This is a genomic window from Acinetobacter sp. 24-47-66, assembly GCF_056779755.1.
The window spans coordinates 31672-47922 of sequence record NZ_JBWYIL010000006.1 but is presented as its reverse complement, the minus strand read 5'-3'; the positions used below and the strand labels follow the sequence as shown (position 1 = coordinate 47922).

The following is a 16251-nucleotide window of genomic DNA, read 5'->3' as shown; positions in this document are numbered from 1 at the left end:
CATTTACTGCTCCATCGGTTGAAGCTTAGATTGGGCTTCTTCAGGTTGTCGCTGGTTCAATTCTTGTTCTTTGATTTGACGGCGCTTGAACTCTGAGATGTGTTCGCCCTCAAGTGATTTTTCACTTATAACATGTGGAATATAATGTGCATTTGGGTCTGCAAACTCTCCGCCGTATTTTGTTTCTGGAAGATAATTGGGATCAAATGGTTGTACACTAATTACTTCACCACGTTCATCCATTTTTAAAACAGCAGTAATATATTGTTCTGAATCATTTAACTGATTTGCAGTTTGTTGAATATACTGTGTGACTGGATGAGCAAATATCACATAAGCGATTAAACTTATAATAAAGACAAAAATTGTGGTTTCATTACGTGGAGGTGCCTTGCTTGGTAACTTTTGATATTCATGATAAGACTCTTGATTAGGGTCATTTTCTGGTACAGTTGAACGCCATAAAATAACGAATCCTAAACGAGTGAAAGCTATGATACTAAGCAAGCTCACAATCAGAATGACAATAATAATGAGCAATTGATAGCTAGATACAGAGGCCGCTTGAAGGATAAATACTTTTCCAAAGAATCCACTGAAGGGTGGAAGCCCTGCCATCATGAGTGCAATAATGAAGAAGCAAATCGAAACTAGCGTCTGCTGTTTCATGATTGGTGCGATTTTTAGATGATCTTTGAATGCACCACGCTGCGAAGTAATCCAACCGCATAGCAAGTAGAATGCAGCGGCAATAATCGTACTATGCACGAGGTAATATAGCGCTGCAGCCCAAGCATCTGCAGTCATCAGAGAAAGGGCGATTGCAATCGTTCCTATAGACGATAGGATCATGAAACCAACAAAACGACGCATTCGCTCTGCACCAATCGCACCAATTACACCATAAATAGTCGTAATTAAACCAATTGGAAGCAGCCAAGTGCTGAGAATTTCTCGCGAAAGCTCATCGGTGAATACGGTTCCATTCACACGTAAAATGGCATAGATACCCACTTTGGTCATGATGGTGAATAGTGCGGCTACAGGGGTCGTGGCGACGGCATAAGTTTTAGGTAGCCATAGTCCGACAGGGAGGATTGCAGCCTTGATACCAAAGACTACAAACAGCATTAATCCGCCTGCAACTGCCATATTGTACTGATCACCTTCAAGTGTACGTACAATTCGACCCACATCAGCCATATTCAGGCTACCAGTATTACCATAAATCATCCCTAAGCCAATCAAAAAGAATGCAGACGCTAATAGGTTGATCGTTACATAGTGAATACCAAGTTGGAAACGTGCTTTGCCTTGACCATGTAGAAGCAATACATATGAAGCCATCAACAGCACTTCAAAGAAAACAAACAAGTTAAATAAGTCGCCTGTTAGAAATGCACCACATAATCCCATGAGTAAAAAATGGCTCATTGCATGGAAATAGCGTCCACGTTCATCCCATTCTTTACTTGCAAACCAAATAATTGGTGTCGCAAGAGCATAGGTGAGCACGAGCATAAAGGCTGCCAAACGATCTAGTACAAGTACAATGCCAAAAGGAGCTGACCACTCGCTTAAACTATACACATAGATCTGACCAGAGTTTGCCTGAATTAAGTAAATGATTGCAGTCGCTAAACCAAGAAAAACCGATGTTAAACTGATTCCACGACGCCAAGGTTGACGCCAGTCATGCGCTAAAGATCCTGAACCTGGATTACCCAATAGCACTAAAATAAATGCAGTAAATGTCGGAATTAAAATACTTAAAATTGGCGAGTGAGTGAGCCATAAATCATAAAAATTCATCATTAAGGCTCATCCTCTCTTGGGTCTGTATTAATTATTTCTTCTTTAGAGTCAACATGATCAGTACCCGATTCATAACGACTTCTCAATGCTAGTTGCACGATAAAAGCAGTTGTGGCAAAACCGATTACAATTGCCGTTAATACAAGTGCTTGAGGTAATGGATCTGTAACTTGAGTGGCATTGGTTAAAATCGCAGGTAAATTTAATTGAATCCGCCCCATTGCGAAGAGAAATAAATTGACTGCATACCCTATCATGGCCAAGCCTAGTACTACAGGGAAAGTGCGGGCACGTAAAATCAGATAAATACCAGTGGCAACCAATAATCCAATAGCGGAGGCGAGTAAAAATTCTAAACTAATCATTCTTTACTCCTTCGGTACAGGGCCGGTGATGCTTGAGTTGCGTGAGTCGCCTAAAACGGAAATCATGAGCATTGTTGCACCAACGACTGTGACATAGACACCAACATCAAATGCTGCAGCAGATGGCAAATGCATTTTTCCGAGAATGATCGGCTCTACATAAATATGAGCACTGGTCAGGAATGGTCGACCCCAGAACCACGCAGCGACCCCAGTCAGACCAGCAATAGTTAAGCCAGTACCAATCCAAATTTCATAAAGGCGCCCAGACTTTGCTCGTAAGAGTTGTTCAGTGTGATCTTGACCTAGTGCAATGTACTGAATCACAAGCGCCATTGATGTAATGAGACCTGCGATAAAGCCACCCCCTGGAAGATTATGTCCGCGTAAGAAAATATATAAGCTGACGACTAAGGCAATCGGAAGGACCCAAGATGCGGTCATTCGGAACATCAACGGTGATGGATTAAAGCGATAGGTTAAGCCTTGTGTAATGGTCGTACCATGAGCACGCATTCCATCCATTAAACACAGTGTCCCAATCGCAGCAATACCCAGTACTGTGATTTCACCAAAGGTATCAAATCCACGGAAATCGACTAAAATTACGTTCACAATATTTGAACCACCACCGAGCGGTAGAGATTGTTGAACAAAGAACCATGAGATTGAATTGTGATCACGCGTTAGAATCATCCAAGTGATCCAACCGATACCTAGGCCTCCGATGATTGCAATCACCGCATCTCTCCAACGACGAGTGCGTGAAGATTCATAAGGCGTAAGTTGTGGTAAGAGGGACAGACTCATCAGAAGTAAAACAGTTGTGACAACATCGACTGTGATTTGTGTGAGTGCCAGGTCTGGTGCTGACATCGTAACAAAGACCATCGTCACGACAAGACCGATTGCTCCACTGATAAGAACGGCTTTAATGCGTTCATGGTGAAACCAAAGCATCATCCAGCACGCTGAAAACAGTAATAACCAAAGCACGATTGCAACCAATGGTGCATGCGTCAGTTCGCGTGTACCTGCATAAATACCTTGACCAATGAGAGGCATGGAGACTAAAGCAACAGCAAAAATTAATATCCACAATAAATAGTTTTGTAGAGAACCTGTTTCTGTTGCTCTTTTTAATTTTCGCGAATTTAAGAGCAAATGTTTGAGAAAGAGATCAAACAGGACTTTACCTTGAAGTTTGCCAAGTATTGGATCAAGGTCAATGTCACGAATTCTACTGTTCTTCGCAAGACTAAAATAAAAAATAATACCGCCAATCAATGCAATCGCACTCATCAATAAAGGCACGTTAAAGCTGTGCCAGATTGCTAGATGTACGCCTTCAAAAGCTGGAAGGTTGGTGCTTGCTCGTGCACCAGCATTGACGATATCGCCTACTAAGAGCGCTGGTAATAGACCCACTGCAATACATAATGTAGCTAATAAAATTGCAGGTGCACGCATACCAATTGGTGGTTCATGCGCATCTTTATTTGGAATCGCTTTGCCTAAATCACCATCAAAAAATACGCCATGAACTAAACGAACAGAATACGCGACAGCAAACAGACCTGCGAGTGTTGCAATAATTGCTGCGAAGATACCTACACCACCCGAGAGATTCGCTAATAGTTCAGTAAAGAACATTTCTTTGGATAAGAATCCATTGGTCAGTGGTACACCAGCCATTGAGGCTGCTGTGATCATGGTTAAAGTCGCTGTAAATGGAAGTAACTGCCATACCCCACTGAGTTTTCGTAAATCACGTGTACCTGTTTCATGGTCGATAATACCAGCGATCATGAATAATGCTGCTTTAAAGGTCGCATGGTTAATGATATGAAAAATAGCTGCAGCCACAGCGAGTGGTGAACCAATCCCAAGTAAGCAAACGATCAAGCCTAAATGACTAATGGTGGAGTAGGCAAGCAAACCTTTCAGATCTTCCTTAAAAATGGCAAAGAACGCGGCCATACATAAGGTAAATAAACCAATGAATGTGACGAGGTTATGATACAAAGCAGAACCAACAAAGATCGGCATTAAGCGCGCCAGTAAGAAAATTCCGGCTTTCACCATTGTCGCTGAATGCAAATAAGCTGACACGGGTGTCGGCGCAGCCATCGCATTTGGCAACCAAAAATGGAAAGGGAATTGAGCACTTTTGGTGAATGCACCTAAAAGAATAAGGAGCAAGGCTGGCACAAATAAATGACTCGATTGAATCTGCGCCGTCATATTGAGGATTTGATCAATTTGATATGTGCCAGTGATTTGACCTAAGAGAATAAAACCACCGAGCATGGCTAAACCACCCATACCCGTGATGGTTAAGGCCATTCTTGAGCCACGCTGTGCTGCTTCGTAGTTACTCCAATAACCCACTAAAAGAAATGACGAAATACTGGTCATTTCCCAAAAGACAAGAAGAATAAGTAAATTATTAGAAAGTGAAATGCCGAGCATGGCGGCCATGAACAGCATCAGTAAGAAATATAGCTTACTTAGAGAGTTTTTATGATTTAAATAATAATAAGCATAAATATAAATGAGCGTCCCAATCCCTGTAATAAGGAGGGAGAAGATCAAGCCTAATGCATCAAGTCTAAAGCTTAAGTCGATACCAAACTGTGGTAACCATGACCAATGTTCAGAGAGGACTTGACCTTGAAAGACGTCTTTGGCTTGAGTCAGCAACAAGATAAAACTTGTTAAGCTGACTCCAATTGCCCCTAATGCTGTCGCCCCGCGAGAGATTTTTTGCAGCCAGAGGACAAGAAAAGTGCCAAGTATTAATGGTAACAATATAATAATCGGTAGCACACTCGTATCCATAGAGTTGTAGGTCGGAACCTATGATGAGTTTTATCTTTCAAAAGCTTGAGGATGGCAAAGAGTCATCCAACTACTTAAACTTTGAAAGCCGAACGAATTTTAAAAACAAAAACAAGTTGTGTTGCGCAACTTGGAAAGCTAATGCAAAGAAATAGACATTTTTTGATTAAAAAATGAATGAGTAGATTTTATTACATGTATAAAATTACATCAAACTTTTTAGCTACACAATTCAGAATTATAGCGAAAAAAAGCTTAAATTTCTGTTTAAATTGAGTGAGTCATACCCGATTAACTCATCTATTTCCAATCAATTAGGGTGATGAAATACTCGATAAGTCACCAGCTTGGAGATACTCAATGAAGCGCTGTTTTTCTGACACTGATAAATTTTTGAAGTGTTCAAACAAACGCAAGCCATCAAGCGTATCAGTAGGTCGATTCACTTCAGAGATTTGGTCATCTTGTAAATCATTAGCCATGAGTTGAGCAAATAGTTCATCGTATTGTTCCCTGATTTGGTTTTGGTCTATTTCAACAATTTTTCGATTTTCTAATTTAAAATGTTGTACATCTACGTCATTGTTTAAAATCAATTCAGAGCATGCAGATGCGATAATTTGAATTTGCGGGAATGCTTCATGCAAACGGCTGAGTACGTTTTGCACAAAATCTTCATCCACTTGAGCATCAATATTGTCAATTAATAGAATGCCTTCGCCATCAAGGCATGGGTCAATACTATGAGGATTCAGGAGACAAAGTCGTCTGACAATATCACCCACTAAACACAACCATTGACGATACGAATTAGATAATTGCGAAAAAGGAATTTCTTGACCATTTTGCACCAGCATCAATTGGATCTTGGGCGTGTATTCAATATAAATGTCACTGATCGATGGGAATAATGTATGGATGGCTTTCTTGAGTGCTTTGAGTGATGGTAGTTGCATCTCTGCTTCAAGATTTAATAATTTTGCAACTAAATCCTCTTGGTCATGATGAGAAGATAATTTTTGTTTGGTTTGAATTTTTTGAAAAACTTGTGCTAATCGTGCATTTTCAATGTCACTAATTTCACGAAACCATTCGAAGAACCGAGCAAAGGTTGTATAAGGGAGTGCTGCAAGTTCATAGGCTGCGTGCGTTTGTAATACAGCAGGATTATTTTTGCTTAGCAAATTCACTTCGTTGATAAAACGATCAGAAGGATAGTAGGCCACCATAGGCATGCCTTGAGCAGGATCTTGTTTGATCGCTTGTTGATAAAGATGAACGAGTGCTTCTAATTGAGTCGTTAGTGCTTTACTATGACCTACACCTTTACTGGTTAATGTTTTATAGAGTTGCCATTCGCACAAACCCTCTTCATTATGTTGCACAGTCGCAGCCTGTTCAATAGATCCAATATCAGTGGGATATTGAACACAAATATCTATTTTGGCTTGAATGTGTTTGTGCTTAATATCAGAATCAAGCATGACTACACCAGCGGTTCTTAAATCTTTGGCACGTGCAGCAAACCACGTTAAAGCTTGATAAATATTTTTAATAATCGCAGTTTTACCAGAGGCCTGATCACCTAAAATAATAGATATTGGTCGTTGAGTTGGATCAAATTTAATTTTTATATCTGAAAAATGATAACAGTGACGTAACTGAATAGATTGAACTTTCATATTTTGCCTGCAACTTATCGTAGGGGATTATGCTGTTGCTTTCGTTTTAATCGTGGATTTAAGTTTGAGTTGTTGTATTAAATCATAAATATGATGAATATTTAAGCTGCTTTTTGCTCGTGTGCATGCAACATAAAGTAAACGTAATTCTTCATCGCTAATTTTATGTTCTAGTCCATTAATTTTAAATTGGTAATCATCTTCTAAATGCACACGATTCCACTCTAAACCTTTGGCTTTATGAGCGGTTGAGATTACATAGTCCGCTTGTTCAATGGGTGTGATTTTGGCAAGTGCTCGTTTAAGTGGGTCTGTACCATGTTCATCGACCAATTTAACCAAAGGCTTGATGTCACTACCATCATTTGTTTCACAATATTCATGCACATCATGCCAAGAGTTGAACCAAGCTAACTCTGGAACGTCCGTTACTCTTTTACCTTGTTTAAGTAAGCTTGCAGCATCAACAAAGCGATTTAATTTCGCATGATCGGCTTGTAGGCTCACTTTGTCTCCTTGAACTAACCCTGAGAGTAAAAGTTCCATCGCGCGTGCGTTAGTACGGCACAAAATCGCATCTCGCATTTTGGTATGAGGCTTGTTGACGACTTTTGATTGGAGTTCGGGGTTGCCAATCAATGGAACAGTCTCATTGAGTGCGCCTAATAAGTGATTAGCAACTTCAGCGATATCATCACCAAAACGGAATGAAGTGGTTAGGCGCGATTCGGGTAAAGGCATTTGTTGCATCGCATTGACTGCCCCACGCCATGCATAAATTTGTTGATGTGCATCGCCGACATAGATGACTTGCGTACTTTTTTGCTTGAGTAAAATCCCCAGCATCAGGGGGTCAGCATCCTGTGCTTCATCAAACAATACATAGTCTGCGGGTATAAAAGGATCTGATAAAGCCCATAATTTGAGATAGATATCATGTCCAATGCCAGCCTGATGATTAGGGTCGATTGATTCTAACCAACGACGTTCGACTGCAGGATAAAGGTGTTGCTGCAATACCGCAATATCGTCAGCATGTAGCCAACTTGGTGCTTGAATATGGCGGGGTGCAGGATATTGCGAGCTTGTTGAACAGAAATAACTAACAGCATTTGCAACTAAGCCCGCCAAACGACTAGGCATAAGCGCATATTTTTCGTAACGCCCCCCCATGAGTCGGCGTAATGTGATGGGTTGCAAACGGTATTCTTTGGCAATAAAGCTCGGGCTCAAGCGTGGGAGTCTAAGTTTATCTGTCACTCCACGTGGAACGCTTCGAAATGCTAAAGAGTGGAATGTACGACAATCCACGCGCTGATGAAATTTTTGTTGAGCCTCGCTGGCAATCGCTTTGTTAAAGGCAAGATACATACCGCGACGCTGTTGCATCGCATCACTGACTAATTTAAGCGTTGTTGTTTTACCTGTACCTGCATAGGCAATCACTTTGAAGGATTGACCAGATTGCGCTTGTTGAATCGCAATTTCTTGTTCTAAGGTAGGTTTGACAATGACAGACACAGGTTGATAGATCTTCAATGGTTTTAAAAATGATCAGTGAGTATAGCAAGAATTTACAAAGGGGAGAGTTCAATCTTCTTCTTTTTGGATGGGGAGTCTTCGGCGACTTAAAAAGCCGAGTTAAATAAAAAAGCCATGTTTGAACATGGCTTTATAAGAGTAAATTAATGCGTACGATTCGCTTTTTCAACAAGTCCTGACAGACCCTGACGTCGTGCAAGCTCATTTAAAACGAGTTGAATATCAAGATCGAAGTAACCCAGCATGACTATGGTATGGAACCAAACATCAGCAACTTCATAAATTAAATCATTTTGGTGATCCAGCGTCGCTTCTTGTTTGAAATCTTTAGCAGCAATTATCGTTTCAAAACTTTCTTCACCAATTTTTTCTAATATTTTATTAAGACCCTTATGATAAAGCTTTGCCACATAAGAAGAGTCAGGATCTGCAGATTTACGTTCTGCCATCATTTGACCAAGATAATGTAAGACATCGACTTGCTCAGCTTGAGCTGTTGATGCATTCATCACTTTACTATGCGCATTCTCAGACTTTTCGCCATAAATTTGGTTCGGATCTTTCAATTGAGCATCTACAATTTCCCATCCGTTTGATGTTAAGCGGCGATAAAAACATGATTCACGTCCTGTATGGCAAGCAATGCCACCATGTTGCTCAATTTGAAGAACGATCACATCAGCATCACAATCTAAACGAATTTCATGCACAGTTTGGAAGTGACCTGATTCTTCGCCTTTATGCCACAATTTGCTGCGTGAACGAGAGTAGTAAACAGCTTGATTTTTTTCTGCTGTAAGTGCCAAAGACTCACGATTCATCCAAGCCACCATCAACACTCGACCTGTTTGATGATGCTGAGCAATGGCAGGGATTAAACCTTGTTCGTTAAATTTTACTTCATCGAGCCATTGCGTATTGTTCATAAGGATTTCACCAGAATTAAATGAGACACTACAAAATTGTAGGTCATTAGTTTAAGCGAATAAATCTTTGTAGGGGAGAGTAGAAATTAATTTATTTAAGATCTTGCATATATTCTTCAAAGTTTTGCTTATGGATCATTTCTAAGAATGCATCCCCTAATCGTTGACTTTCAGCTACAGACTGTTTCCAAAGCTCGATTCGCTTTTTTTGACCAAGCCCTTTCAGCGTAAAATCTTTACGATCAGGAAGACGTCCTAAAGGAAGTGATCTTAAATAAGACTCAGAGGGTGAAATCAATACGGTTCGTGCTTGATATTCAGCATTAGATCTACGTTTTTTGAGGAACTTATCGAACCAACCTGGTGTTATTTGATCTGTAAAATGAGGGTAGAGGACAATCCCATGACTCGGTAAAGGTAGATCAATATGATAATCGATTAGCCCGCCATCACGATAAGCAGCGACATCTGCACCTTCGATATTTCTGACCGCCGGCATCACAAATGGAATGGATGCTGATGCCATTAACCAATCTTCTAAATTTTTTTCCGTCAACGCATAATCAAGGTGTTCGAACTCATTTGTGATGAGTGAAAGTCGTGAAGCGTTGTGTGGTTGGGCAATTGTACGTTGCATAAAGTGCCCAATTTTAGCTCTCGAAAAAGTATTGAGACCGATAATGCCAGCGATTGCACGGGCAAGCATAAGAGGATGATCACTTTGAAATTTTTTCGATGACTTTACTGCCAAAATAGCCAGATGGTAGTCGGGATGATCAATAATTTGATTGGATTTACCTTGAAGGAGGGCTTTAAGCATGCCGCGACAGACGTCTCCAACTTCAATAATATTCATCTTAGGTCGAAATTCAAGATGGGTATATAAGTCTGCTAATTTGGATGTGCCTGCTTGTGCACCATGCGCTGCAATACTTGCAAAACGCCAACTCCCAATGGATGAGCCAATTAGAGTCCGCTTTTTGGGTGCTTGAGCAAAGAACTCACCAAAAACAGCTTGGTCCAATCCTTGAATTCCAATACCTTTGGGACCACCTGCTGCTCCAGGAACAAAATCAACCGCACTGGCTTGTAGACCTTGTTCTTGAATGATCTGTTTTGCTTTATAACCTACATGAATATTCAAGCAAGGTTGAGTGGTCTTGAGGATATGTGTCATAAGCAATTCAGCGACTAAAACCTATTGAAGTAGTAAGTTTTGACATGAGATAGTGAACTTATTTCACCATACGCCACATAGCAATGAAGGATGCCAACACAATTAAAATCATGGAGATGAACCATGGTGCAATCACAGCGATTGAGAGCAAAATTGCGATTACACTTCCGAAAATCCAACTACGCTTTTGCTGATGTTCCATTTGCAAGCGCAGCGTTTGAAGTTCATTCAATTGTTTAGCATGCCATGCTGACTGATTTTTTAAACCGTTAAGACTGTCAATCAGTAAAGTTGGTAAATCCTGAGCACCTAATAATAAGTCGGGAATTTTTTGTCCTAATTCTTTAATATTTTTTTGAGGATTCATTTGGGCTTTAACCCAATCCGTTAGAATTGGCTTTGCTAACTTCCAAATATCTAATTCAGGATAAAGGTCTGTACCTAAGCCTTCAACATGTACTAAGGTTTTAAGCAATAACATCAGTTGTGGTGGAATTTCTAGATGAAAACGTCGAGCGATGTCCATCACTTGGATCAATATGCCTGCGAAATCTAACTCATGCATCGGTTTCGAAACCATAGGTCCTACTGTACGACGCATTTCACGTGCTAAAGCATCTTGATCCGTGCCTGGTGGAATCCAACCTGCTTGATGCACAATCTGAATCAATTGCATGAAATCACTGTTCATGACTGCTAGCAACATACGTGCTATCGTCATTTGATCGTGCTTGGAAAGCTCGCCCATGATGGCGCAATCGAGCGCAATAAATCTTGGATTTTGCGGATTAATCGTTTCTACGAAAACATTACCCGGATGCATATCTGCATGGAAAAAATTATCGCGAAACACTTGAGTAAAGAAGATTGTTAAGCCTTTTTCTGCTAAGTCGGCACGATTCATTCCTAAACGATCAAAGGTCGCAGTATCTGAGATAGGCACACCAGTGATACGCTCTGCCACCATTACATCCGGACTATCCATATACACTTCAGGCACATACATCATACTTGAGCCAGTAAAATAATGGCGCATACGTCGTGTATTTTCGGCTTCAAGAGTCAAGTCGAGTTCATTTAAAATGATTTGACGATAATCTTGAATAATTTCTGATAGATGTAAAGCACGGGCAGCTTCTAGCCTTTTTTCTAAATAGTGACCAAGCCATTCTAAAATTTCAAAATCTTGAATAATTTGAGCACGTATATTCGGGCGAGTTACTTTCACGACAACTTCACGACCATCGTGAAGAGCAGCGGTATGTACTTGAGCAATTGAAGCAGCAGCTAGCGGCTTATCATCGAAGCGCGTAAATAATGTGGAAACATCTGCTTTAAGCGAATCTTGAATTCTTTGCTTAGCCACTCCAAAATCGAAAGGTTTAACACGATCTTGTAATAACACCAATTGTTGTAATATTTCTGGTGGAATTAGATCGCGACGCGTAGAGAGGAGCTGCCCTAATTTAATTGCGAGTGGCCCCATTTCTTCTAAAGCTTCTTTAAGCTTTAAAGGATTTTTACGTTCTCGACTAGAAAGTGCAGCAGGATGCAAACGTATAAGATTCAGCAGGGGGCGAACCTTTGCAGGAATATCTTCCGCAGGAACCAACGTGTCGAGTCTATAGTGCGCAGCTATACGCCAAAGTTCGATTAAACGTCTAATGTGCGGAATCATATATGCAATTACCTGAAATCTACGAAGGGTTAAATTTTGATTTTAAAAGCTGAATTTTTGCTTCTAGTCGATCAATATCTTGATTAAGCTGGCGAGTTCCATGGAGAAGATCGTCCATTTGCCAACGTGGTGCGAATAGTCCGGTATCTTCTTTTAAAAAGTCTTCCGCAAAAAAAAGATGAGATTGAAGTGACTTAATTAAATGTTGTGGTGCTAATTGAACCTTGCCGATTTGACTTGCAAGATTAGGTCCGATCCAATCACTCAACTGTGAAGCGAGATCTGGCTCAGCATTTTGTATAATTTTTTGAATGTCTTGCAGAAGGCGATAGTCACCTTGAACGGGAATATTGCCAATGTCATCTGCTAGAAATAGTTTGCACAGGTCGACCACATTATTAACATGCAATGTGGAATCTGCTTCAGTAATCGTGTGAGCTTGCTCCCAAGGCCGCTGTTCGAAAATAGAGGGTTGAGTGCTATGACCTGTTATTGTTGGTTCTAAACGAATTTTATTTTCATCAAAAAACACATCAACAGAAAGTTGTGGTGTATCAATCACAACACGAAGCATTTTCCCTTGTAATTGGTTAAATTGGATACGAGTAATCGCATCCAAATTAATCCAATGATGTATGGTTTTTTCAACTGCACCCAGTGCTAAGATTGACCACATGACGAAGTGCTACCTGCGGTTAGAGTTTAAAACCACGGTGAACTGCAACAATACCACCTGTTAAATTGTGATAATCGCAGTTTTGGAAGCCCGCATTTTCCATCATGCTTTTCAATGTGCGTTGGTCTGGGTGCATACGAATTGATTCAGCAAGATATTTATAGCTTTCAGCATCATTTGCCACAATTTTACCCATGATTGGTAAAGCAGTGAATGAGTACAAATCATAGAGTTTTGAGAAAGGCTCAAAGACTGGTTTTGAAAACTCTAATACAAGTAAGCGACCACCTGGTTTAAGTACACGATACATTGCTGCAAGCGCTGCATCTTTGTCTGTTACATTGCGCAGACCAAAACTGATGGTGAGTAAATCAAAACTGTTATCTTCGAAAGGCTCGAGGGTTTCAGCATTCGCCAGTACAAAATCAACGTTGGTACAACCCGCGTCGATCAGACGGTCGCGACCTACATTCAGCATGGATTCATTAATATCAGATAATACAACATGCCCAGTAGGACCAACTTCACGGCTAAATACTTTCGCTAAATCACCAGTACCACCAGCGATATCTAAAACGCGTTGCCCACGGCGAACGCCAGACATATTAATGGCAAAACGTTTCCACAAACGATGAATACCAAATGACATTAAGTCATTCATGATGTCGTATTTCGCGGCAACTGAATGGAAAACTTCAGCGACTTTTTGCGCTTTCTCTTCAGAATTTACGGTTTTATAACCGAAGTGTGTCGTTGGTCCAACGTTTCCAGTATTCGCACCACGTGGCAAATTATATTTCGGTACTGAAGAATGTACTGGCGTATCTGTCAGTTGCTCTTGTAGCGATTGTTGCTGGCCTTGAGGTGCGCCAGTTGGTAATGGATCTGTTAAAAAAGGACTCACGTTGTCTTTATTATTTGCCGGCTCAACCCGAGCATGAGGCTGTTGATTTTCATTAGACATTCGAGTCACTCCTGAACACAAATAATATTAAATCTGAATTAAACTGCATAATGACAGATTCTTCAGTTTTTTTCAGTCTAGATTATGCAATTGATATGAATAATATACAGAATTAAAGCGAAGTTTCATCCATGAAATGAGAAGATGTTCTTTTATTTTCGATATTCTGACCAGACGCTTTTACGCTTTTTCGGCTGATCAGAATCTTGGCTGATGAATTTTAATTAAGCGATTTGGAAGGGATTTTCTTTCCCTGAGTGTACATTATTTACAATGATTCGCTCTTTTTCAGTAAAATTCCGAATGAAGGTCGCAGCCGATTTCATTGGTTTCATAGCGACAAAGCCTTCACCAATAAAGTCATACATCAGCTCAAAATTATATTTGCTTGCTGCACCTTTACACATTTTAAACGCTGTGTGCATGATGAATGAACGCATGTATTTGTCCAGACTCAGACCGAGCTCATCCAACAGATTGAGTTGTTCATGGCGCGCTTGCTCTTGATCTAAAGCCACTAAAGTTTCACGCATCATTTCATCAGTAATGGGTTGGTCTTTTGGATAATGTTGGAGTAAATACTGTGCAACTTGTTCATCCAATTGCATCGCCAAGACTGCTAGTCCTACAGATTTTAACCCAGTTTTAATGGCATTTTCTGGAATGATTTTTTCAGCTTTGTGTGCGTATTTTAGTAAACGTTCGATTTGCAATGCTAGGTCATCAAATTCTGGGCCACCATAAAGACGGTTAATAAAATATTGAGCCATCGGCTTATTTTTGTCTTCAGCGAATAACTCAGCATGTGTGTGAAGTATGCGCTGTTTTAGCCAATTTTGAGCATCATTTAACCTTTGTTTAAGTGCCGGATCCTGATGATAATTGAGTTGTTTGTATTGTTCTAAAAGTTGATCTAATGCAGCAAGTTTGGACATGTTCTAGCTCAATTAAAAGGACTGAAAAAAGCATAATAGGTTGGATTGCGCTCGACTATGACTGTTGAAATCTAAAATAAAACCTTTCAGGTCAGTCATGGATGAAAAGACAATTGCAATAAATTGTACCTGAAGATTTAAGTTGATACTGTTCCTTGAGTATACTGTCGAAAATACAATAATTTTGAGTGGGCTATGTCTGAACCAAAACAACAATCTGATAAAAATACTGATCAACCCGAAGATAAGAACAAAACGTTTGATGCAGATCAGATCAATTTGGACTTAATTGAAGCACAATATGCACTCAAAGATACACGCGGTAAGAAAAATGCCAAAAGCTTAGTGGTGCTGGTAAGTGGCATTGAGTTAGCAGGTAAAGGAGAATCGGTTAAGCAATTAAGAGAATGGGTTGATCCACGATATTTGAAAGTCAAAGCTGACCCTCCTCATCTTATTCAGCCAAATATCCCATATTGGCAACCTTATGCACGTTATATTCCTGCTGAAGGGCAAATGATCGTCATGTTTGGGAATTGGTATAGTGATCTCTTAGCCACATCCTTACATGTTTCGAAACCATTTGATGAAACCATGTTCGAAAATTATTTGCAGCAAATGCAAAGTTTTGAGCAGGATTTAAAAAATAATCACGTTGATGTCGTGAAAGTTTGGTTTGATTTATCGTGGAAATCATTACAGAAGCGTTTAGATAAAATTGAACCTTCGGAGCAGCGTTGGCATAAATTGCATGGGCTAGATTGGCGCAATAAAAAACAATATGAAAATGTTCAACGATTGCGTCAAAAATTTACCCAAGACTGGGTCATTATCGATTGTGAAGATGAAGTATGTCGTGATCAGCAATTCGCAGAAGTTGTATTAACGCGACTGAAAGATTTGTCAAATCATCCTCAAAAAATGCGCCAAAAATGGCATCAAGCGGATATCCCAGAAGTTTTAACGTCCCCCAATGAAGCAGCACTTGAAAAAGATCAGTATAAGGCTGAACTCAAGAAACTGACCAAGAAGGTCGCTGAAGCATTACGCGCAGAAGGACAAAAAACGGTGATCGTTTTTGAGGGGATGGATGCCGCAGGTAAAGGTGGTGCGATCAAGCGTATTGTGAAAAAGCTCGATCCAAGAGAATATGGAATTTATAACATTTCTGCGCCCGAAAAGTATGAATTGGCGCGGCCTTATCTCTGGCGTTTTTGGAATAAACTGCTTGAAGATGAAAAAATCTCGATTTTCGATCGTTCTTGGTACGGTCGTGTATTGGTGGAAAGAGTTGAAGGTTTTGCAACGGATGTAGAGTGGAAACGTGCATATGATGAGATTAATCGCTTTGAAAAAGATCTAGTAGATACGCAAACAGTCGTTATTAAGTTTTGGTTGGCCATCAGTCAAGAAGAGCAAGCCAATCGTTTCAAAGCACGAGAGGAAACACCGCATAAGCGTTTTAAAATTACGGCTGAAGATTGGCGTAATCGCAAACGTTGGGATGATTATTTATTGGCTGCAGCAGACATGCTCCATCGAACAAATACCGAAGATGCGCCGTGGTATATCATTGCTACCAATGATAAATATACTGCACGCCTTGAAATTTTGAAGGCAATTTTGAAACAATTAAAAGTAGATGTGTAG

12 protein-coding genes are annotated in these 16251 nt (G+C 40.2%); 1 reads left to right on the top strand and 11 read right to left on the bottom strand.

Features of this window, described 5'->3' with window-relative positions:
- Positions 1 to 3 precede the first annotated feature (3 nt).
- The 11 genes from AC1M84_RS07435 to AC1M84_RS07385 form a co-directional block, all read right to left on the bottom strand.
- Positions 4 to 1815, bottom strand: coding sequence for a monovalent cation/H+ antiporter subunit D (locus tag AC1M84_RS07435; protein WP_481594763.1), 1812 nt, complete (start codon positions 1813 to 1815; stop codon positions 4 to 6).
- Positions 1815 to 2180 (bottom strand): Na+/H+ antiporter subunit C, encoded by a 366-nt coding sequence (locus AC1M84_RS07430; RefSeq protein WP_481594762.1) that lies wholly within the window; start codon positions 2178 to 2180, stop codon positions 1815 to 1817. The genes AC1M84_RS07435 and AC1M84_RS07430 overlap by 1 nt, the downstream gene beginning before the upstream one ends.
- 3 nt (positions 2181 to 2183) lie before the next feature.
- Positions 2184 to 5021: a monovalent cation/H+ antiporter subunit A gene (locus tag AC1M84_RS07425; RefSeq protein ID WP_481594761.1), complete on the bottom strand. Its 2838-nt coding sequence runs from the start codon at positions 5019 to 5021 to the stop codon at positions 2184 to 2186.
- A gap of 314 nt (positions 5022 to 5335) precedes the next feature.
- Positions 5336 to 6703 carry an ATP-binding protein gene (locus tag AC1M84_RS07420; RefSeq protein WP_481593254.1) on the bottom strand — a complete coding sequence of 456 codons (1368 nt, stop codon included), beginning with the start codon at positions 6701 to 6703 and terminating at the stop codon, positions 5336 to 5338.
- 27 nt (positions 6704 to 6730) lie between these two features.
- Entirely contained in the window at positions 6731 to 8224 is a 1494-nt protein-coding gene (locus AC1M84_RS07415) for a UvrD-helicase domain-containing protein (RefSeq protein ID WP_481586744.1), read from the bottom strand.
- Positions 8225 to 8388: 164 nt separating this feature from the next.
- On the bottom strand, positions 8389 to 9171 hold the full coding sequence (gene hisIE, locus AC1M84_RS07410; RefSeq protein ID WP_481594760.1) for a bifunctional phosphoribosyl-AMP cyclohydrolase/phosphoribosyl-ATP diphosphatase HisIE: 783 nt from the start codon (positions 9169 to 9171) through the stop codon (positions 8389 to 8391).
- 91 nt (positions 9172 to 9262) lie between these two features.
- The gene (locus AC1M84_RS07405; RefSeq protein WP_481594759.1) at positions 9263 to 10348 is read right to left on the bottom strand and encodes a patatin-like phospholipase family protein; all 1086 of its coding nucleotides are present in this window, start codon (positions 10346 to 10348) and stop codon (positions 9263 to 9265) included.
- A gap of 58 nt (positions 10349 to 10406) precedes the next feature.
- Positions 10407 to 12026 carry an ABC1 kinase family protein gene (locus AC1M84_RS07400; RefSeq protein ID WP_481593256.1) on the bottom strand — a complete coding sequence of 540 codons (1620 nt, stop codon included), beginning with the start codon at positions 12024 to 12026 and terminating at the stop codon, positions 10407 to 10409.
- 19 nt (positions 12027 to 12045) lie between these two features.
- Positions 12046 to 12702: a ubiquinone biosynthesis accessory factor UbiJ gene (locus AC1M84_RS07395; RefSeq protein ID WP_092767245.1), complete on the bottom strand. Its 657-nt coding sequence runs from the start codon at positions 12700 to 12702 to the stop codon at positions 12046 to 12048.
- A 19-nt stretch (positions 12703 to 12721) separates the two neighbouring features.
- Complete coding sequence (gene ubiE, locus AC1M84_RS07390) at positions 12722 to 13666, bottom strand: bifunctional demethylmenaquinone methyltransferase/2-methoxy-6-polyprenyl-1,4-benzoquinol methylase UbiE (protein WP_481593257.1); 945 nt, start codon at positions 13664 to 13666, stop codon at positions 12722 to 12724.
- A gap of 224 nt (positions 13667 to 13890) precedes the next feature.
- Positions 13891 to 14601: a DUF8198 family protein gene (locus AC1M84_RS07385; protein WP_481594758.1), complete on the bottom strand. Its 711-nt coding sequence runs from the start codon at positions 14599 to 14601 to the stop codon at positions 13891 to 13893.
- Between the two features lie 195 nt (positions 14602 to 14796).
- Here AC1M84_RS07385 and pap point away from each other — a divergent pair, with 195 nt between their 5' ends.
- Complete coding sequence (pap, locus tag AC1M84_RS07380) at positions 14797 to 16251, top strand: polyphosphate:AMP phosphotransferase (RefSeq protein WP_481594757.1); 1455 nt, start codon at positions 14797 to 14799, stop codon at positions 16249 to 16251.